The sequence below is a fragment of the Curtobacterium sp. MCBA15_005 genome (assembly GCF_001864855.1).
GTDB lineage: Bacteria > Actinomycetota > Actinomycetes > Actinomycetales > Microbacteriaceae > Curtobacterium > Curtobacterium flaccumfaciens.
The window spans coordinates 67,476-86,520 of the sequence record NZ_MJGL01000078.1; the positions used below are offsets into that span (position 1 = coordinate 67,476).

General features: G+C 72.3%; 16 protein-coding genes. 9 read left to right on the forward strand and 7 right to left on the reverse strand.

All coding sequences use genetic code 11. The annotated features are described in order from the left end of the window. Positions 1-117: 117 nt before the first annotated feature. Both BIU89_RS16210 and BIU89_RS16215 read right to left on the reverse strand, forming a co-directional pair. On the reverse strand, positions 118-2,286 hold the full coding sequence (locus BIU89_RS16210) for a DEAD/DEAH box helicase (protein ID WP_071248318.1): 2,169 nt from the start codon (positions 2,284-2,286) through the stop codon (positions 118-120). 269 nt (positions 2,287-2,555) lie between these two features. Continuing rightward, a complete protein-coding gene (locus tag BIU89_RS16215) occupies positions 2,556-3,410 on the reverse strand; it encodes a polyphosphate kinase 2 family protein (RefSeq protein WP_027465049.1) in 855 nt (284 codons plus the stop codon). A gap of 106 nt (positions 3,411-3,516) precedes the next feature. Here BIU89_RS16215 and BIU89_RS16220 point away from each other — a divergent pair, with 106 nt between their 5' ends. Further along, the gene (locus BIU89_RS16220; protein ID WP_139179289.1) at positions 3,517-4,533 is read left to right on the forward strand and encodes an alpha/beta hydrolase; all 1,017 of its coding nucleotides are present in this window, start codon (positions 3,517-3,519) and stop codon (positions 4,531-4,533) included. Positions 4,534-4,668: 135 nt separating this feature from the next. Continuing rightward, positions 4,669-4,965, forward strand: coding sequence for a hypothetical protein (locus BIU89_RS16225; RefSeq protein WP_027465048.1), 297 nt, complete (start codon positions 4,669-4,671; stop codon positions 4,963-4,965). On the opposite strand, the gene BIU89_RS16230 is transcribed toward BIU89_RS16225, so the two are convergent. The 3 genes from BIU89_RS16230 to yczR form a co-directional block, all read right to left on the reverse strand. After that, entirely contained in the window at positions 4,962-8,360 is a 3,399-nt protein-coding gene (locus BIU89_RS16230; protein WP_254791674.1) for an efflux RND transporter permease subunit, read from the reverse strand. The two genes, BIU89_RS16225 and BIU89_RS16230, sit on opposite strands and share 4 nt — an antisense overlap. A 94-nt stretch (positions 8,361-8,454) precedes the next feature. Further along, positions 8,455-9,129: a DUF6518 family protein gene (locus tag BIU89_RS16235; protein WP_027465047.1), complete on the reverse strand. Its 675-nt coding sequence runs from the start codon at positions 9,127-9,129 to the stop codon at positions 8,455-8,457. Positions 9,130-9,295: 166 nt separating this feature from the next. Continuing rightward, the gene (gene yczR, locus BIU89_RS16240; protein WP_254791676.1) at positions 9,296-10,747 is read right to left on the reverse strand and encodes a MocR-like transcription factor YczR; all 1,452 of its coding nucleotides are present in this window, start codon (positions 10,745-10,747) and stop codon (positions 9,296-9,298) included. A gap of 61 nt (positions 10,748-10,808) precedes the next feature. Here yczR and yczE point away from each other — a divergent pair, with 61 nt between their 5' ends. From yczE to BIU89_RS16255, 3 genes are all read left to right on the forward strand, one after another. Then, complete coding sequence (gene yczE / locus BIU89_RS16245; RefSeq protein WP_083404434.1) at positions 10,809-11,498, forward strand: membrane protein YczE; 690 nt, start codon at positions 10,809-10,811, stop codon at positions 11,496-11,498. Positions 11,499-11,654: 156 nt separating this feature from the next. Further along, complete coding sequence (locus BIU89_RS16250; RefSeq protein ID WP_071248322.1) at positions 11,655-12,527, forward strand: DUF4097 family beta strand repeat-containing protein; 873 nt, start codon at positions 11,655-11,657, stop codon at positions 12,525-12,527. Further along, complete coding sequence (locus tag BIU89_RS16255) at positions 12,524-13,105, forward strand: PadR family transcriptional regulator (RefSeq protein WP_071248325.1); 582 nt, start codon at positions 12,524-12,526, stop codon at positions 13,103-13,105. Before BIU89_RS16250 ends, BIU89_RS16255 begins: the two co-directional genes overlap by 4 nt. 94 nt (positions 13,106-13,199) lie before the next feature. On the opposite strand, the gene BIU89_RS16260 is transcribed toward BIU89_RS16255, so the two are convergent. After that, positions 13,200-13,631 (reverse strand): MerR family transcriptional regulator, encoded by a 432-nt coding sequence (locus tag BIU89_RS16260; protein WP_083404435.1) that lies wholly within the window; start codon positions 13,629-13,631, stop codon positions 13,200-13,202. A 130-nt stretch (positions 13,632-13,761) separates the two neighbouring features. Between BIU89_RS16260 and BIU89_RS16265 the strand changes: the two genes are divergently transcribed. The 4 genes from BIU89_RS16265 to BIU89_RS16280 all read left to right on the forward strand — a co-directional run bounded on the left by BIU89_RS16265 (position 13,762) and on the right by BIU89_RS16280 (position 17,742). Further along, positions 13,762-16,014 (forward strand): APC family permease, encoded by a 2,253-nt coding sequence (locus BIU89_RS16265; protein WP_071248331.1) that lies wholly within the window; start codon positions 13,762-13,764, stop codon positions 16,012-16,014. Between the two features lie 11 nt (positions 16,015-16,025). Next, the gene (locus BIU89_RS16270; RefSeq protein WP_071248333.1) at positions 16,026-16,781 is read left to right on the forward strand and encodes a hypothetical protein; all 756 of its coding nucleotides are present in this window, start codon (positions 16,026-16,028) and stop codon (positions 16,779-16,781) included. Between the two features lie 124 nt (positions 16,782-16,905). After that, entirely contained in the window at positions 16,906-17,181 is a 276-nt protein-coding gene (locus BIU89_RS16275) for a DUF3072 domain-containing protein (protein WP_017886246.1), read from the forward strand. A gap of 120 nt (positions 17,182-17,301) precedes the next feature. Next, positions 17,302-17,742, forward strand: coding sequence for a DoxX family protein (locus BIU89_RS16280; RefSeq protein WP_071248336.1), 441 nt, complete (start codon positions 17,302-17,304; stop codon positions 17,740-17,742). A 147-nt stretch (positions 17,743-17,889) separates the two neighbouring features. On the opposite strand, the gene BIU89_RS16285 is transcribed toward BIU89_RS16280, so the two are convergent. Next, the gene (locus BIU89_RS16285; RefSeq protein WP_083404436.1) at positions 17,890-19,035 is read right to left on the reverse strand and encodes an NAD(P)-binding domain-containing protein; all 1,146 of its coding nucleotides are present in this window, start codon (positions 19,033-19,035) and stop codon (positions 17,890-17,892) included. Positions 19,036-19,045: the final 10 nt, after the last annotated feature.

The following is a 19,045-nucleotide window of genomic DNA, read 5'->3' on the forward strand; positions in this document are numbered from 1 at the left end:
GCTGAGGTCGCGGCCGGGCCGCGGACCGGACCCGTGCGGCCTTCGGTCGCACCGTGTGACGGACGGGAGGCCCGGTACCAGCTGGTACCGGGCCTCCCGTCCGTCGTGTGCTCGCGACTAGCGCGCGGCGAGCTCCGACACGATGCCGTCACCGGGTGCGGCCTGCACCAGGTCCGCCTCGATCTCGGCGCGCTCGAGGATGCCCTCGATCTTGCGGATGCGGCCACGCGGGACGATGGTCACGACCGTGCCCTCCTTGCCGGCACGACCCGTGCGGCCGGAGCGGTGCATGTACGCCTTGTAGTCGTCCGGGGCGTCGGCCTGCACGACGAGCGAGACGTCGTCGACGTGGATGCCGCGGGCGGCGACGTCGGTGGCGACGAGCACGTTGACGCGGCCGCTCGTGAGCAGCTGCAGGTTGCGCGTGCGACGCGACTGGTTCAGGTCACCGTGGAGCGAGGTCGCGCGGATGCCGGCGTCCTCGAACTGGTCGGCCAGACGCTCGGCGTAGGCGCGGGTCCGGGCGAAGACGATGGTCTTGCCGTCGCCAGCGACCAGCTCCTCGAGGAGACGGTCCTTCTCGCGCTGCTCGACCACGAGGACACGGTGGTCGATGGTCGAGGACGCCTGGTCCTCACCCGCGACCTCGTGCACGCTCGGCTCGTGCAGGAACTGCTCGACGAGCGCCGCGACCTGGGTGTCGAGCGTCGCGCTGAACAGCAGCTTCTGCGCGCGGTTGCCCTGCGGGGTGACCTCGGCCGTGGCGGAGAGGATCTCCTGCACCGGCTCGAGGAACCCGAGGTCGCACATGTGGTCGGCCTCGTCGAGCACGGAGATGATGACCTCGCTGAGGTCGAGCTTCCCCTTGTTCATGAGGTCCTGCACACGACCGGGGGTGCCGACGATGATGTCGACGCCGCGCTCGAGCGCGCCCTCCTGACGGCCGTAGGGCACGCCGCCGTAGATCTGCGTCGTGAACAGGCCGACCGAACGGGCGATGGGCTGCACCGTGCGGTCGATCTGCAGGGCGAGCTCACGGGTCGGCGCGAGGATGAGCGCACGCGGGGCGCGGCCCATCTTGCGCTTGGTGCCGCCGCCGTGCTCCATGAGCTTCTCGACCAGCGGCGCACCGAAGGCGATGGTCTTGCCGGAGCCGGTGCGGCCACGACCGAGGACGTCCTTGCCGGCGAGCACGTCGGGGATCGTCGCCGCCTGGATCGGGAACGGGCTCGAGGCGCCGAGCTCCTGCAGGGCGCGGGAGATGTTGCCGCCGATGCCCAGGTCACCGAAGGTCACGCCCTCGACGTCGGCCGCGATGGTGGCCTCGGCCTGGAGCTTCTCGAGCTTGACGTCGTCGGCCGGCACGAACTTGCCGCGCTCGGGCTCGTCGAACGAGCGGCGCGGGGCACGGTCGGTGCGGTCGTCGCGGTCGAACTTGCGCGGGGCGCGGTCGTCACGGTCGAACTTGCGCGGGGCGCGGTCATCGCGATCGAACGAGCGACGCGGGCGGTCGTCGTTGTCACGACGGGGCGCACGGTCGTCGCGGTCGAACGAACGACGCGGGCGGTCGTCGCGGTCGAAACGACGGGGACGGTCGTCGTTGTCACGACGGGGCGCACGGTCGTCGCGGTTGAAGCTGCGCGGAGCGCGGTCGTCGCGGTCGAACCGACGGGGCGCACGGTCGTCACGGTCGAACGAACGACGCGGACGGTCATCGTTGTCACGACGCGGGGCACGGTCATCGCGGTTGAAGCTGCGCGGGGCGCGGTCATCGCGGTCGAAACGACGCGGACGGTCGTCGTTGTCGCGACGGGGCGCGCGGTCGTCACGGTTGAACGAACGCGGAGCGCGGTCATCGCGGTCGAACGAACGACGCGGACGGTCGTCGTTGTCACGACGCGGTGCACGGTCGTCACGATCGAAGCGACGCGGGGCACTGGGCCCCTGCGAGCCGGTTCCGGCGCGACGCGGAGCCTGCGGAGCGTCGGGACGGCCGTGCGAGTAGGGAGCGTCGCGGTTGTAGCCACGCCCGCCACGGTCGTCGCGGTCGGGGCGCCGCTGGCCGCCACTGTCACGCGGCTCCCAGTTCGGACGGGCCGGACGCTCGCCCTGCGACGCGCGGCCGCGACGCTCCTCGGCGTCCCAGCGCTGCTTCTGGCGCGGCTGCGAGGAGTCGGCGGCGCGGAACCCGCGGTGCTTGCTGCTGCGGGCGGCGGGGGTGCCGTTCGGGTGGCGGACGCGGTCGGAGGCGCGGTTGTCCGCGCCGCCCTTGTTGTACGGGGCCATGGCTGCTTTCTCGGGTGCGCAACGTACCGCAGCGCCCGACAGCGACATCGGCGGGGGCTGCTTGCGGAGAGGGGGTTCATCCCGTCGCGAGTCGACGTGATTCCAGCCCTCGAGCAACACACACCCAGCAGAATTTCCGTGATCACAATGTCACGACGTCGAAGGCCGACCGAGCGAGTCTACGCGAGCCGGTGCCTTGACGCCAGCCCCGCGCGGTCCGGCGGCGGCGTGCCGGACGCGGGACGGGCCTCCAGGCCGGGGTCGTGCGCTCAGGACTCCGCGAGCCGACGACGCTGCTCGGCGACGTCGAAGTCCGCCTTCGGCCACGACAGGTGCATGTCCTCCAGCGCCCGGAGCAGGAGCTGCTGCACGGCGAGGCGGGCGTACCACTTGCGGTTCGCGGGCACGACGTACCAGGGAGCCTGCGGGGTCGACGTGCGGTCGAGGGCGATCTGGTACGCCTGCTGGTAGCGGTCCCAGAGCAGGCGGTCGTCGATGTCGCCAGGGTTGAACTTCCAGTGCTTGTCGGGGCGGTCGAGCCGGTCGCCGAGGCGCTCGCGCTGTTCGTCCTTCGAGATGTGCAGCATGACCTTGACGATGGTCGTGCCGGCGGCGGCGAGGCCGTCCTCGAAGGCGGTGATCGCGCCGTACCGACGTTCGATCTCGTCCGGCGCGGCGAGCCCACGGACCCGCTGGGCGAGCACGTCCTCGTAGTGCGAGCGGTCGAACACGCCGAGCTGCCCGGCTGCGGGCAGCTGCTGCTCGATGCGCCAGAGGAAGTCGTGCTCGCGCTCCTCGGCCGTCGGGGCCTTGAAGCCGGCGTAGTGCACGCCGTTCGGGTCGACCGCACCGACGACGTGCGAGACGATGCCGCCCTTGCCCGCGGTGTCCATCGCCTGCAGCACGAGCAGCACCCGCCGCTCGTCGCCGGCGGTCGACGCCGCGTACAGGCGCTCCTGCAGGGCGGCGAGACGGGAGGCGCCGGCGGCGAGGGCTTCGAGGCCGTCGATCTTGCGGCCGGGGAAGCCCGGGGTGCCGTCCGGGTCCACCTGGTCGAGGCGGAACCCGGGTTCGACGCGGAGCAGTGGTTCGGGATCGGCGTTCCAGGCCTTGCGATTGCTCACGGGTCCTCCTGCGGTGCTCCGGTCGGCGGCTGCCGTGCTCATCCTCGCACTGCCGTCCTCCGCTCGGGTGACGTGGGCGGCTGCCGGTGCGGCTAGCGTGGACGTGATGAAGTCCGGCCGCCGCTCAGTGCTCGCGCTCGTCGCCGCGGTCGTGGCGCTCGGCGCGATGGCGTCCTGCAGCACGGACCCGGTCGGCGACGAGAACGCGACGGTGACCGCGGACAGCATCATCTACCCGCTGTCGCTGCGGTACCACGGCATCGACGTGGTGGCCGACGTGCCCTACGGCACCGATCCGTTGCAGCGCCTCGACGTGTGCCTGCCGGCCGACAGCGACCCCGCGACGACGGCGACCCCCACCGCGACGCCGTCCGCCTCGGCCACCGCCGACCCCGATGCCCGAGCGGTCGGGGCCGCCACCGGACGCCCGGCGGTCCTGATGATCCACGGCGGCAGCTGGTCGCACGGCGACAAGGCGACCGCCGCCTACCGGTCCGTGTGCAAGTACCTGGCGTCCGAGGGGTTCGTGACGTTCAACGTCGACTACCGGCTGGCGCCGACCGACCCGTTCCCGGCCGGGCTCGATGACGTCCGCCGTGCGCTCGACTACGTGTTCCGTCCGGCGACGCTCGAGACCTACGACGTCGACTCCCAGCGCGTGGGCGTGTTCGGCGGCAGCGCCGGCGGCAACCTCGCCGCGATGCTCGCCGTCACCGACCACGACTCCGCCGCGTACGCCGACGGCGACCGGATCCGTGCCGTGGTCGACCTGAGCGGGCCGACGAACCTGACCACCCGGTCCACCGAGCCCGACGGGGTGTCGGCGGCCTTCCAGCGCAAGCAGCTGCTCTACCTGGGGTGCCGGTCGTACGCCAGGTGCCCGGCGGCCACCAGGGCGTCGCCGGAGTTCCACGTCACCTCGGACACCGCGCCGTTCTTCATCGGGCACTCCACCGACGAGTTCATCCCGATGTGGGAGTCGCAGGAGTTCGCCGCGACACTCCGGTCCCACGACGTCCCGGTGACGTTCGTGGCGGTCGAGGGCACGGCGCACTCGATCGCCCAGCTCGACGAGGCGATGAGCCGCCGCGTGGTCACGTTCCTGCGGACGCAGCTGGGCTGACCGCGCCGGCTGACCGCCTGATCGCGCATGGCGTCCGACCGGCCGACCGCGCAGGGGGTCCGACCGCGTGCCCCGGGTGGGTGCCACCCGGAGTCGGGACTGCCGCTGCCGCGCCCCCGGCCGCAGACTTCTGGGGTGACCGACACCTCGACCCGCCCTGCCCGCGCCGCTGCGACCCGCTGGGACCGCCCGGCGCTGCAGACGTTCGGGGAGCTGCTGCTCGGGCTGTCGTTCGTCGCCGCGGTGTCGTTCGGCGGGTACGCCTCGGTCACCGGGCAGCTGGCCGTCGTGTCGCAGGGCGCCGCCGTGGTGTTCCTCGTGACGCTGACCCTGGTGCTCGTGTCGTGGTTCCGTGCCGTCGAGCGCGAGGAGCGGACCGAGCGCGTCGTCGTCTCGCCCCTCGCCGCCATCGACGCCGAGTACCGCCGCTAGACCGCTTCGCCCGGCTCCGTCTGCCGCGCTGCCCGCCGATCCGCGCGGCGCTCTCGAGCCCGCTCGACCACGAAGTACAGCGCCGGCAGCACCACGAGCGTCAGCAGCGTCGAGGACACCAGGCCACCGATCACGACCAGGGCCAGCGGCTGCGAGATGAAGCCGGACTTGCCGGTCAGCCCGATCGCCATCGGCAGCAGCGCGAAGATCGTCGCCATCGCCGTCATCAGGATCGGACGGAGGCGTCGTGTGGCGCCCTCGATCAACGCCTCGCGCACCCGCAAGCCGCGCCGTCGGTACTGGTTGACGAGGTCGATGAGCACGATCGCGTTCGTCACGACGATGCCGACGAGCATGAGCAGACCGATCAGCGACGCGACGCCGATCGGGACGCCCGACGCGATCTGCAGCAGGATCGCACCCGTCGCCGCGAACGGCACCGACACGAGCAGCAGCAGCGGCTGGAGCAGGCTCCGGAACGTCGCGACCATGATCACGTAGACGATCAGCACGGCGACCAGCACCGCGAGCCCGAGCTGCGAGAACGCCGACGACTGGCTGGCGGCGACGCCACCGATCGAGGCGGTCGCACCCTTCGGCAGGTCGAGCTCGTCGACGGCGGTCGTGACGGACTGCACGGCCGCACCGAGGTTCGTGGCGTCCGGCGTCACGGTGATCGTGGCGGTGCGGGCTGCGTTCGTCGTGGTGACGGTGGTCGGCCCCTCGGACTCCTCGACCGTGGCGACGTCGGACAGCGGGACCGTGCCCGTGCTCGTCGGCACGTCGAGGGCACGGAGTGCGCCGATGGTGGTCGGCGGCTCCGGGTCGGCGATGTAGACGTCGAGCGTCGCGTCGTCGATCTCGATGCTGCCGGTGTCCCGCGGCGAGACCGCTGCGGCGACGAGGCCACCCACCTGGGTCTCGGTCAGGCCGAGTGACGCGGCCTTCTGGCGGTCGACCCGGACGGCAAGGAACGGCTCCGCGGCGGACAGGTTGCTCGTGGCGCCCGTGGTGTCCGGGACCGACTGCATGGTCTTCAGCACCTGGCGCGACGCCGTCTCGAGCTGCGCCTGGGTCGGCGCGGTGACGTCGACCTCGATGTCGCTGCTGCCGCCGAACCCGCCGCCGGAGGACGCGATGGTGACCTCGCCGACGTTCTCGATCGACCCGATCGCCTTCCGGGCGTCGGCCTGGATCGTCGGCTGGTCGGCCTCGGCGTCGGTCGTGACGGCGTACTGCACCGAGGCGCTGCCGCCACCGCCGAACGCCGCCTGGATCGACTGGCCGCTCGTGCCGATGGTGGTCTGCACGGTCTCGACGCCGTCGACGTCCTGCAGCGCGCGCTCGACCTTGCGGGCGGACTCGGACTGGACGGCGAGGCTGGAGCCGGCCTTCAGGTCCTGCGTGACCGTGAAGGTGTTCTGCCCCGAGTCGCCGAGGTAGTTCGTGGTGACGAACGGCAGCGTCGCGACCGTTCCGCCGAGCACGATCACGGCGAGCAGGATGACGACGACCGGCTTCCGGACGACCCACCGGAGCACCGGCAGGTAGACGCGGCGCAGACGGTCGGCGGTGCCGGCGTCGTGCAGGTCGGCGGCGGAGGCGAGCGCACCCTCGGAGCGATCGTGCTCGACGTCGGGAGCCGACGGCGCTGCGACCGCTTCCGCTTCCGCCTCCGATGCCGTCGTCGCGTCGCCCGGCTTCGCCTTCGGCGGGCGCAGCCACCAGTACGCGAGCACCGGGACGATGGTGAGCGAGACGAACAACGACGCGACGAGCGCCAGGGTGACGGTCACGGCGAACGGCCGGAACAGCTCCCCCACGAGTTCGGCGACGAAGGCGACCGGCAGGAACACCGCGACGGTCGTCAGCGTCGACGCGGTGACGGCACCGGCGACCTCGCGCACGGCGTCCCGCACGGCACGGCCGCGGTCGACGCCGGGGAGCATGTGCCGCTTGATGTTCTCGATGACGACGATGGAGTCGTCGACCACGCGGCCGATCGCGATCGTGAGGGCCGCCAGCGTGATGATGTTGAGCGTGTACCCGGCGGCGCGCATGCCGATCGCGGCGAGGAGCACCGACGTCGGGATCGAGATCGCGGTGACGAGCGTGGAGCGCCACGACAGCAGGAACACCAGGATGACGATCACCGCGAAGGCGAGCCCGAGCAGGCCTTCCTCGGCCAGGGAGTCGATGGACTGCTGGATGTAGGGCGCCTGGTCGAAGACGACGGTGAAACGGGGGTCGCCCTCGATCTTGTCCTCGATGCCGGGCAGGGCGTCGCGCACGGTCTTGGAGACGTCGACGGTGTTGGCTTCCTGCGTCTTCGTGATCGAGATCGTCAGGGCCTGCTGGCCGTCCACGCGGCTGATCGAGGTGCGCGGCGACTCCGTGATGGCGACCTTCGCGACGTCGCCCAGGGTGGTGTCGGTGGGAGTGGCCGCGGTCGTGGACCCGCCCGTCGCGGTGTCACCGGTCGCCCCGGTGCCGGTCGTACCCGTGCCGGTTCCGGTCGCGCCGGTGCCGGTCGCGCCCGTACCGGTGGCACCCGCACCGGTGGCACCCGCAGCCGTGCCGTCACCGGACGATGTCGTCCCGGCGGCACCGGCGGCACCCGACCCGGACCCGTCCGACCCCGATGAGCCCGAAGAACTCGACGAGCTCGTGAGCGGCAGGGCGCGGATGTCGTCGAGCGAAGCGATCCGCTCGCCCGTCTGCACCGACAGGGTCGAGCCGTCCTCGGTGATGGTGCCGCCGGGGATCAGGGTGCCGTTGTCGTCGAGCGCGTCCGAGATCGCCGTCTGGGTCAGGCCGCGGGCGGCGAGCTCGTCCTGGTTCGGCGTGATGACGACCCGACGACCCGGGTTGCCGAAGACGTCCGCCTGCCGCACGCCGTCGAGCTTCTCGAGGTCGGGGATCGCCGAGGCCTGCAGCCGGTCGACGAGCTGCTCCTGGTTGCCGGACGCCGAGACCGCGATCTGCAGCACCGGCAGGTCGTCGAAGGACCCGGTGACGATCTGCGTCTGCACCGAGTCGGGCAGCGACAGCGCGTTCACCGCGGTCTGGATCTTGTCCTCGGCGCTGGCCAGGTTCGATCCGTACTGGAACGACGCCGACACCACGCTCTGCCCGGTGGACGAGGTCGCGCTGGTCGACTCGAGGTCCGGGACGACCTGGATCGCCTGCTCGATCTTGGTCGAGACGTCGTTCGACACGACCTCTGGCGTGGCTCCGGGGTAGGCGCTGACGATCGCGACCTGCGGGAACTCGACGCTGGGGATCAGCTCCTGCTTGAGGCTCGAGAGCGCGATGCCGCCGAAGACCGCGACCACGATCGTGACGAGCGCGATGAGGGCCCGGTTGCGCAGGCTGAAGACCGAGAGGAGGTGCACGTCATCGATCCTCGCAGGACCGACCGACGAACGCTCGGCTGGCAGCCAGAACCCGCCGTCGGATCAGGACCGAGGGCCAGGACCCACCGACGGATCAGAACCCGCCGAGCACCAGGTAGGCCCCGAGCACCGCGACCGTCCCGACGACCCCGGTGCCGAGCGCCACCACGCGCGCGACGGGTGAGCGGGTGCCGAGGACCCCGATGCCGAGGAGCACCACGCCGACGACGATCTCGACGACCCAGGTCACGTGCCCGGTCGTCGCGGCGACCTGCAGCAGCCCGCGGATCCCCTCACCGACGAGCACCGCGGCCGTCACACCGAGCGCCCCCGCGCGCCACCGGGCGTCGCGGGACCGCACCGCCACGGCGACCGCCCCGGCCAGCAGCCCGGCCGGCACCCCGAGCAGCACCCACGGGTTCGTGATCGACAGCACGTCTGGGAACCCGCGCAGGACCGTCGTGGCCCAGTACCCGACGTGCATGAGCTCGAGGAGCACGACGCCGAGCACCATCGCGAGCGGCAGGGCGACCCGGCCCGCTCGTGCTCCCGCCGCCAGGCACAGCAGCGCGGCGACGAGGAACCACGGTCCGGCCGAGTTCGACACGGATGCGAGTGCGGGCACCGCCTGCCCGAACGACGTCAGGACGCCGGCAAGAGCCGCCCCGCTCAGCGCGATGGTGACCCGCACCACGGCAGGGACCGGCGCGGGCGGGTCGACGGGCGTCGGCACAGCGGAGCGGGTTCCGGCGGACAGGGTCGCGTTCATGGCTCCAGCCTCGCCGGACCCCACCGCCGCCGCATCACCCCGAGGAGCGACAACCCCCGACCCGGCCTCACCCCAGAGGATGACACCGAGCCCCGGCGCACGACACCGAGCCCGGCGGACGACACCGAGCCCCGGCGCACGACACCGAGCCCGGACGACGCACCGCTCAGACCACCGCCGCCAACGACCCCCGCACCCCGGTCGACTCGCCACCGACCCGCTCCCACGCACGCGACAGCACGTCGACCAACCGCCCCCGATCGGCCGGGGCCATCGTGAACGGCACCCGGAGGAACCGCTCGAACCCGCCGTCCGGCCCGAACACCCCGCCCGAGGCCAGCACCACGCCCTCGGCCCGCGCGGCGAGCACGAGCGCGCTCGACACCGGCCGCCCGAGCCCCACCCACGTCGTCAACCCGCCCGCCGGCGCCGGGACGTCCCACTCCGGGAGCCGCGCCCGGAGCGCCCCCACGACCGCGTCGCGACCTTCGCGCAGGGACGCACGCCGCGCCTCCAGGACGGCCGCCGTGCGCGGGACCAGCTCGCGCACGACCAGCTGGTCGAGCACGGGGGTGCCGAGGTCGCCCGTCGGGCGAGCGAGCAGCAGCCGCTGCAGCAGCGCCGGGTCGGCGCGGATCCAGCCGATCCGCAGCCCGCCCCAGAAGACCTTGGCGGCGGAACCGATCATCACGACCGACGCCCCCGACGGGTCCGCCGCTGCCAACGGCGGCGACGGCGAACCGTCGATCCTGAGCTCCCCCATCGTCTCGTCGGCGATGACGGTCGTGCCGACCGATGCCGCGACCGACAGCAGGAGCTGGCGGGTCGATGCGGACATGGTCGCACCGGTCGGGTTGTGGAGCTCGGGCATGACGTAGGCGACGGAGGGCGCGGTGCGACGCAGCGTCGTCTCGAGCGCGGCGGCGTCCCACCCCGTCCGCGCATCGACGGGGACGCCGACCAGGCGGCCGCCGGCTTCGCGGAAGGCCTCGTGCGCGTGCGGGTAGGTCGGGGACTCGACGAGGACGGCGTCGCCGCGGCGGACGAGCACGCGCGCGAGCAGGGCGATCGCGTGCTGCGCGCCGATGGTGACGATGACCTGGGCGGGCTCGGTCGGCAGTCCGCGCTCGGTGTAGCGCGCGGCGATCGCGGCGCGGAGGCCGGGGTCGCCGACGGTGTCGTAACCGATGCCGGCGAGCGCGGCGGGCACGTGCCGGACCGCCCGCTCAACCGCCTCGTCGATGCCGGGGGCCGCGTGCAGGGCCGCCTTGCGCAGGTCGAGCAGGTCCCCCTCGACGACCCCGCCCAGGCGTTCGGGGTCGGGCCGGCCGACCAGGTCACGGGGCAGGTGGACCACGCTGCCGGAGCCACGGACGGACACCAGGAACCCGTCGGAGCGCAGGCGGGCGTAGGCGTTCGCGACGGTGGTGCGTGAGACGCCGAGGGCTGCGGCCAACCCGCGCTCGGCCGGGAGCCGGACCCCCTGGGCGACCCGCCCGTCGATGACGAGGACCCGGAGGGCATCGGCGAGCGCCTCGTAGGCCGGCGCGTCGGTGCTCGCGCGCCAGTCGGTCAGCAGGTGGGCGGCGGCGCGGGCACTGATCAGGACAGGGGGCACGGGTCCACGGTAGCGCGATTGGCTCTCGACCAGCAGGCCAATCTGTCGGGACGATGGCCACATGCCCCGCCGCACCGCCCTCACCCTGCGCTTCGTCCAGCTCTTCGTCGGACTGTTCCTCTACGGCGCCTCGACCGCACTGCAGGTCCGGGCGGTGGTCGGCGTGAGCTCGTGGACCGTGCTGACCCAGGGGCTCGAGAACGTCGTGCCGTGGTCGTTCGGCGTCATCACGGTCGTGTCGAGCGGCGTCATCCTGCTGCTGTGGATCCCGCTGCGTCAGAAGCCGGGCATCGGGACGCTGCTGAACGCCCTGGCGATCGGGCCGAGTGCGGACCTGGTGCTCTGGCTGGTGCCGGAGCCGTCGGGGATCGTCGCCCGGATCGCGCTGTTCGCCGCGGGACTCGTGCTGCTCGCGGTCGCGACGGCGTTCTACATCGGTGCGGGGTTCGGCACCGGGGCGCGGGACGGCCTGATGGTCGGGTTGCACCAGCGGCTCGGCTGGCCGATCTGGCTCGCACGGACCCTGGTCGAGGTCACCGTGGTGATCGTCGGGTGGGTCCTCGGCGGGGACGTCGGTGCCGGCACCGTCATCGCGGCGTTCGCGATCGGCCCGATGGTCCAGCCGCTCATGCCGCACTTCCGCCGGTTCCCGTGGAGCCCCGAGCGCACGGCCGCAGCGCGGGATGACGCAGCACCCGCCATCACACCCGCCCTGGAGGCCCGCCCCACCCCCGCCACCTCCGCTTCGTGAGCAGGAATGGTCGGGTCCACGGCACCGACCCGACCATTCCTGCTCACGATCGCCCGGCGCTCGCCCGGCGATCGCGTGTGACCCCTTGCGGCCGTGGGGAACGCGATATAGCGTGACCTGCACAGACGCGATACATCGCGAGTTCCAGGAGGCAACATGGCGCAGGAGAAGTGGCTCGTCGACGAGCCCAAGGTCATCGACACCGGCATCGTGCGCACCGTGCGTGTCGGCCTCGTCGGCGGACAGGTGGACGTCGTCGCACACGACGAACCCACGGCCCGGGTCGAGATCCACAGCGTGTCCGGCAAGCAGATGCTCATCGAGGTCGACGGCGACACCCTCACCGTCGACCACCCCCAGGTCCGGTGGGACGACCCCATCGGGTTCCTGAAGTCCTTCCGCGGCAAGGCCCACGCCGACGTCAGCATCCTGGTCCCCCGCGACGCCGGCATCACGCTCGGTGTCGTCTCGGCCGGTGCGCTGCTGTCCGGCACGAACCGCGGTGCCACCCTCAACACGGTGTCCGGTGACCTCGTCGTCGACGGTGTCGCGGGTGACGTCACGGTCAACGCCGTCTCGGGCGCCACCACAATCCGCGACCTCGACGGCGCACTCGCGGTGCACACCGTCTCCGGCGACGTCGTGGCCACCGGCGAGATCCCGCGGTTCCAGGCCGACGGCGTCTCGGCCGACGTCGTGCTCGACCTGCACGGTGCCCCCGAGTCCGCCCGCGTCAACACGGTGTCCGGGTCGGTGAGCGTCCGCCTGGCGGACGGCGTCGCCTACAAGTGCACGGTGAACACCGCGACCGGCAAGCTGCAGTTCGACGACGCCGAGATCCGCGGAGTGCGCGGTTCGTACGTCAAGCAGGGCGGCGAACTGTCCGGCCAGTGGCTCGACCTGCGGGTGAACTCCGTCTCCGGCGACATCGCGGTGCTGCACGCCCCGCCGGTCGCCGAGCCGGCACCCCCGACGACACCGACCACCCCGTCGACCACCCCGACGAACGAGAGCGAGGTGCCCGAATGAGCCCCGTCTTCGCCCACGGCCACCTGCGCCTCTACCTGCTCGTCCTGCTGGCCGACCACCCGATGCACGGCTACGAGCTCATCCAGGCACTCGGCGACCGCTTCGGCGGCACCTACGTACCGAGCGCCGGCACCGTGTACCCCCGGCTCGCCAAGCTCGAGGACGACGGCCTGGTCACCAAGACCGCCGACGGCCGCAAGACCGTCTACGCGATCACGGACGCCGGCCGTGCCGAGCTCGCGGCGCGTGCCGACGAGATCGCCGCGGTCGAGTCCGGCGTGAGCGACTCGGTGAAGTCGTTGGCCGACGGCGTGCGCGCCTCGGTCGGCGAGGCCATGCGCTCGCTCCGTGCCGACCTGGCCGCCGCCGCCGAGAGCCCGGCGACGGGTTCCGCCGAGGAGCCCGTGTCCGTGCCGTCGGACAGCGCCCGCGCCCTGCGCGAGCTCGAGATGGCCCTGTCGTCGTTCCGGCAGCAGGTGCGTGCGGACCTGCGCCGCCGGGCGACCCGCGGCACGCTCGATGCGGACACCGTGACGCGTCTGCGTGACGGCCTGGAGGCCCTGCGCAAGTCGCTCTGACAGCCGGCGGCCGACAGGCGGTCGCGACCACGGGCCTCCCGGCCGCCGTCCGCACCGACTGTCGGCCCGCCGCGTGCGGGGGGCTGCCGGCGCCTCAGGAACCCGGCAGCCGCGTCGGCGGGAAGCCGGCGAACGCGTCGGCCGCCGCCAGGTCCTCCCCGTGCTCGATGCGCGCCACGGTGGTGCGCACGGCTGCGAGCTGCCGGGCCAGGCGGTCTCGTTCGTGCTCGAGCCACGTCAGGTGCGCCGTGAGCGCGGCGACGTCGTCACCCTCGTCGTCGAGCCGTCGCGCGATCTCGGGAAGTCCGAGTCCGAGCCCGCGCAGCAGCAGGATGCGCTGCAGTCGGACGAGCGCACGGTCGTCGTAGCGCCGGAGCCCACCGGCGCCGACGGCCGTGGCCGGCAGCAGCCCGACGGCCTCGTAGTGCCGCAGGGTCCGACTCGAGACACCGGCGGAACGCGCCACTTCGGTGATGACGTGGGGAGCCTTCGCAGCTGGGTCGTCTGGGCCTGTCGATGCGCTCATGCTGGTGACTGTAATGCTTGACGCTGCGTCAACCGCACGGGGTGCACGGCCCCCAGGGTGGAGCACCAGTGGGCAGCCGGGAATATGCGGCAGGCGAACCGTGTTGACTCGCGCCCGGAACTGAGTAGGTTTGCCGCTCGTGACGAACGAGATCCGGTCGTTGAAAGCACGACTGATCGGGGATCCCCTCCCCTCTGAGAAGCTCGAAGGACAGCTCCTCCCGAAGCACCTGGCCCTGCCGATCTTCGCGAGTGACCCGCTGTCCTCTGTCGCGTACGCGCCGCAGGAACTGCTGATGATCCTGCTGCTCGGCGGCATGGCCTTCCTGACGTTCGCGCCGTGGGTCGCCGCACTCGTCGTGCTGCTGCTCGTGGTCGTCGTCGCCTCGTACCGACAGCTCATCAAGGCGTACCCGTCGGGTGGTGGCGACTACGAGGTGGCGCACCGGAACCTCGGTGAGAAGGCCGGGCTCGTCGTCGCGAGCGCGCTGCTCGTCGACTACGTGATGACGGTGGCCGTGTCGGTCGCCTCCGGTGTCGACAACATCATCTCGGCGCTCCCGATGCTCGACCACTTCCGCGTCGAGCTCGCCCTGCTGTTCGTCGTGCTGCTCGCCGCCGCGAACCTGCGGGGTGTGCGGGAGTCGAGCAAGGCCTTCGCGATCCCGACCTACCTGTTCGTGGCGAGCGTCTTCGTGATGGTCGTCACCGGGCTCGTCCGGGTCGCCGCCGGCAACGCCCCGGTCGCCGAGTCCGCGGCGTACACCGTGCAGAACGTCGAGCACACCACGCAGGCGGCGTTCATCCTGCTGCTCCTCCGCGCCTTCGCCTCGGGCTGCTCGGCCCTGACCGGCGTCGAGGCCATCGCGAACGGCGTGCAGGCGTTCCGCCGTCCGAAGATCAAGAACGCGCAGGCCACCCTGGTCGCGATGGGCGGCATCGCGATCGTCCTGTTCATCGGGCTCATCACCCTGGCGCTCGTGTCGCACGTGCACTACGCCGAGCGTGCCTGCGACCTGCAGGGCTTCGCGAACTGCGCCACCACGCCGCAGCGCTCGCTCATCGCGCAGATCGCGGCCGCGACGTTCGGCAACAACTCGGTGCTGTTCTTCGTGATCCAGGCGACGACGGCCGCGGTCCTGCTCCTCGCGGCGAACACGGCCTTCAACGGGTTCCCGCTGCTCGGCTCGATCCTGGCGCGCGACTCGTACGCCCCGAAGGCGCTCTCGACCCGCGGCGACCGGCTCATCTACTCGAACGGCGTCATCGTCCTGGCCCTGGTCGCCGCGGCGCTGCTCGTGGTCTACCGGGCGAACGTCACGAGCCTCATCCAGCTCTACATCATCGGTGTCTTCGTGTCGTTCACGCTCGGACAGACGGGCATGGTCGTGCACTGGACACGACTGCTGCGGGCCGATCGGGACCGGGACGGGGCGCCCGCCGCCGACGGCGAGCCACCGGTGAACCGTGGGCAGGTCGTCCGCTCCCGGACGATCAACGCCATCGGTGCGACCTTCACCCTCGTGGTGCTCGTCATCGTCACGATCACGAAGTTCACCCACGGCGCCTGGCTCGTGTTCCTGATCATGCCGGTGCTGTACGTGCTCATGCTCGGCGTGAACCGCTACTACCGCGACGTCTCGCACGAGATCGAGGCCGACGTCGAGACGAAGTTCGGCGCCACCGGGGACCACGCCATCGTCCTGGTGAACAAGCTGCAGAAGCCCGTGCTCAAGGCGCTCGACTACGCGGTCGCCGCCGAGCACGCGAGCATCGAGGCAGTGCACGTCGCGATCGACGACGCCGAGTCCCAACGCCTGCGCGACCAGTGGGCGGAGTACGGCATCCAGGTGCCGCTGACGATCGTGCCGAGCCCGTACCGCGACATCTCGATGCCCCTGATCAAGTACATCAAGGCACACCGGGCCGAGCACGGCTCCGAGGTCGTCACCGTCTACACCCCGATCTTCATCGTCGGGCACTGGTGGGAGGGCCTGCTCCACAACCACCGTGGCCGCCGCATCCGCAAGAAGCTGCTGCTCGTGCACGGCGTCACCGTGGCCCTGGTGCCGTGGCTGCTCGACTCGTCCGAGCTGCTCTACGGCCGCCGTTCCCGCCCGCTGCCCGGCCAGGAGCGCCGCGGCGAGCCCATCCGGCCCCCGCTCCGCCGCCCCGCGCAGCCCGGTTCGTCGGCCGAGGCCGCGGCCTCGGCTTCGGCTTCGGCCGAGGACCGCCTGCTCCGGTCCGCCGAGCGCAACAGCATCCAGCCGCGCCGCGCGACCCGTCCGGCCGGCCCCGCCGAGGGCATCGACCCCGCGCTCTGCACGGGCGAGATCCACGCCCTCGTGCCCTCGCCGCCGCGACGGGGAGCCGACGAGTCGTAGCATGTGGCCCCATGACCATCAGTGACCTGCGGACGTTCGCCACGTTCGACGGACACGGCGGCAAGGTCTCGAAGCGAGTCGAGGTGCTCGACCACGAACCGCCGGCCGGCAGCCCGCTCGAAGGGCTCGTCGCCGTGCGCGGCGAGCACCCCCTCGGTGCGCGCGACGAGCGTGCCGCCGACGAGTCCGCCGCGCTCTCCCGCGGAGTCCCGAGCGTCGGCTGGGTGGACCCGGCCGCGCTCCGCGACTGGTACCGCCCGGACCGCGTCGTCCTCACCCGGCTCGAGGCGCGGCAGTCCGGCATCGAGCCCGGTGTCTACGCCGACTCCCGTGGGCGCGGTCGCGTCCGGATCGACGGCCTGGAGGCCCACCTCGCCCCCGACGGTCGGCCCGCCTTCCGCGCACTGGCCGGCCCCACCGCCGAGCCCGTCGTCGACGTGCCGCTGCCGACCGACCAGGCCGTCCGCCTGGTGGCGGTGACCGCGGTCGACGAGGGACTCGAGGTCGTCACGGCCCCGGTGTCCCCGTTCCTGCAGCCCGGCGAACACCCGGCCTACGGCGACGACGTGGTGGGGCTGCCCCCACGTCCGGCGAGCGGGCACGTCCGGGTCACGGCGTCGGTGCTGCTCGACGGCGAGCTGCACGAGGTCGACCGTATCGACGAGCGTGCGGCGACCATCTGGATCCGGCGGGACGACCGCGTCGTGCCGATCGCCACGAGTGCGGTCGGGCCCGATCTGGTGCGGTACGCGGCGACGGCCGTCTGAGCCGCTTCGGTGCGTTTGCGTGCCGTTGTGCGCGCTGTGCCGTCGTGCGCGCTGTGCCGGTGTGCCGCTTCGGGGGACGCCGCTGCTGCGTGTCGTGACGGGGGTGCGGCGTACCGTCGCGGGCATGAGTGACGCAGACCGTGACCAGCAGCAGACCCCGGACGCACCGATCCAGGGCGAGACCCTCGGCGGCCCCCGACCCGACCCCTCCACCGACGCGAGCAAGGACCCCGAGCAGTGGGTCACCGGCGACGAGCCCATGACCGGACCGCAGCGCAGCTACCTCGACACCCTGGCCCGCGAAGCCGGCGAGGAACTCCCCGCCGACCTCACCAAGGCGCAGGCGTCGGAGCACATCGACCGCCTCCAGCAGCAGACCGGCCGCGGCGCCGATTCCTGAGAAGCGGTCCGCCCTTCGGCGGACCGCTGTCTGGGCATGCTCTGGGCATGTTCTGGCGAAGCGCGGTCAGTCCCCTGTTCGAGGACGATCGATGACGCGTCACCGGCTACCTTCGTGGCCATGCGAACGACATCGACCTCCATCGGCCTGACCGCGCTCCGCATCGTCCTCGGGGTGGTGTTCATCGCCCACGGCGCCCAGAAGTTCGCCCAGGGCATCCCCAACGCGGTGCAGGGCTTCTCGGGCATGGGCGTCCCCCTCGCCGAGGTCGCAGCACCCCTCGTCGCCGGCCTCGAGCTCGTCGGTGGCATCCTGCTCGTGCTCGGTGTCGCGACCCGCGTCGTCGGCGTGCTGCTGGCCGTCGACATGGTCGTCGCCGGGTTCCTGGCCCACGGCACCGCCGGCTTCTACTCGCAGGACGGCGGGTTCGAGTACGTGCTCGTCCTCGCGGTGGCGTCCCTCGCCGTGGCGCTGACCGGGCCCGGGCGGTTCTCGCTCGATGCCCTGGTGCTCAAGTCGTCGCGCCGTCGTCGTGGCGTCGAGGAGCCCCTGCCCGCCTGAGCCGCGCGCTTCAGCTCGTCCGGTGCGAGGTTCCGTCGCCCGTGCGAGCTCACGAGGCCTGCACCGGGAACGGAACCTCGCACCGTTCACGCGGCCCCTCACACCGTTCACGCGGCCCCTCGCACCGTGCGAGGGGCCGCAGTGCCGTCAGCCCGCCAGCGCGTCCATGACCTGGCGGGCGATGCGCCGTCCGGCCCGGTTCGCACCGATGGTCGATGCCTGGGGACCGTAGCCGGCCAGGAACAACCGCGGCTCCTCGCCGGACCGGCCGTCCTCGACCACCACCCCGCCCGCCGTGGTCCGCAGGTGCAGCGGCGCGAGGTGCCGCAGGTCGGCCCGGAACCCCGTCGCCCAGATCACCGCGTCGGCGTGTACGTGGGTGCCGTCTGCCGTCACCACCCCGGTCTCGTCCATCCGCGTGAACATCGGCTCGTCACGCAGCACGCCGCGGTCGATGCCGGCGCGGATCCGCCGCGACACCGGGACCCCGGTGCCGCTGACGATGCTCGGCAGGACCTCGCCGGCGCGGGCGGCCCGGTCCTGTTCGTCGACGGCGGCCACCGCGGACTCGACGTCGAGCGACGCGGTCCCGGCCCAGACCATCGGGCGGCGAGTGAACCACCGCGTCGAACGGGCGACGCCGTCGAGTTCGAGCAGGAACCCGATGGCGCTCGTCCCACCGCCCACCACCACGACGTCCTGGCGGGTGAACTCGGTGGCGCTGCGGTACTCGGTCGTGTCGACCTGCCGCCCACGGAACACGTCGCGCCCCGGGTACCACGGTACGAACGGGGTGCTCCACGTGCCGGACGCGTTCACCACGACCTCGGCACGGATGCGCGTGACGGTGCCGTCGGCACTCCGGGTCGTGACGCACAGGCCGCCGTCCGTCGGGGCGTCGCCCGCCACGCCGCCGTCGCCGTCGATGCGTGAGACGGACGTCACCGTGACCGGGCGCCGCACCCGTAGGTCGTAGTGCTGTTCGAACCGCCGGTAGTACTCCCCGACGACGTCCCGCGCGGGTCGTGACCGGTCGGCGTCGTCGAACTCCAGGCCCATCGCGCGCATGCCGGGCAGGTCGTGCACACGGTGCGCCGCCCCGAGCCGCAGCGCCTCCCACCGGAACTGCCACGCCCCACCGGTGCTCGGCGCGCGGTCGAGGATCGCCAGGTCGCTGCCGGGAACGAGTCCGAGGCGACGCAGGTGGTATCCCACCGAGAGCCCCGCCTGCCCCGCACCGATCACCACCACGCGGGCGTGCTGGTCGACCGGGGTCTCGAGGGGTTCCGTCATCACTTCGATT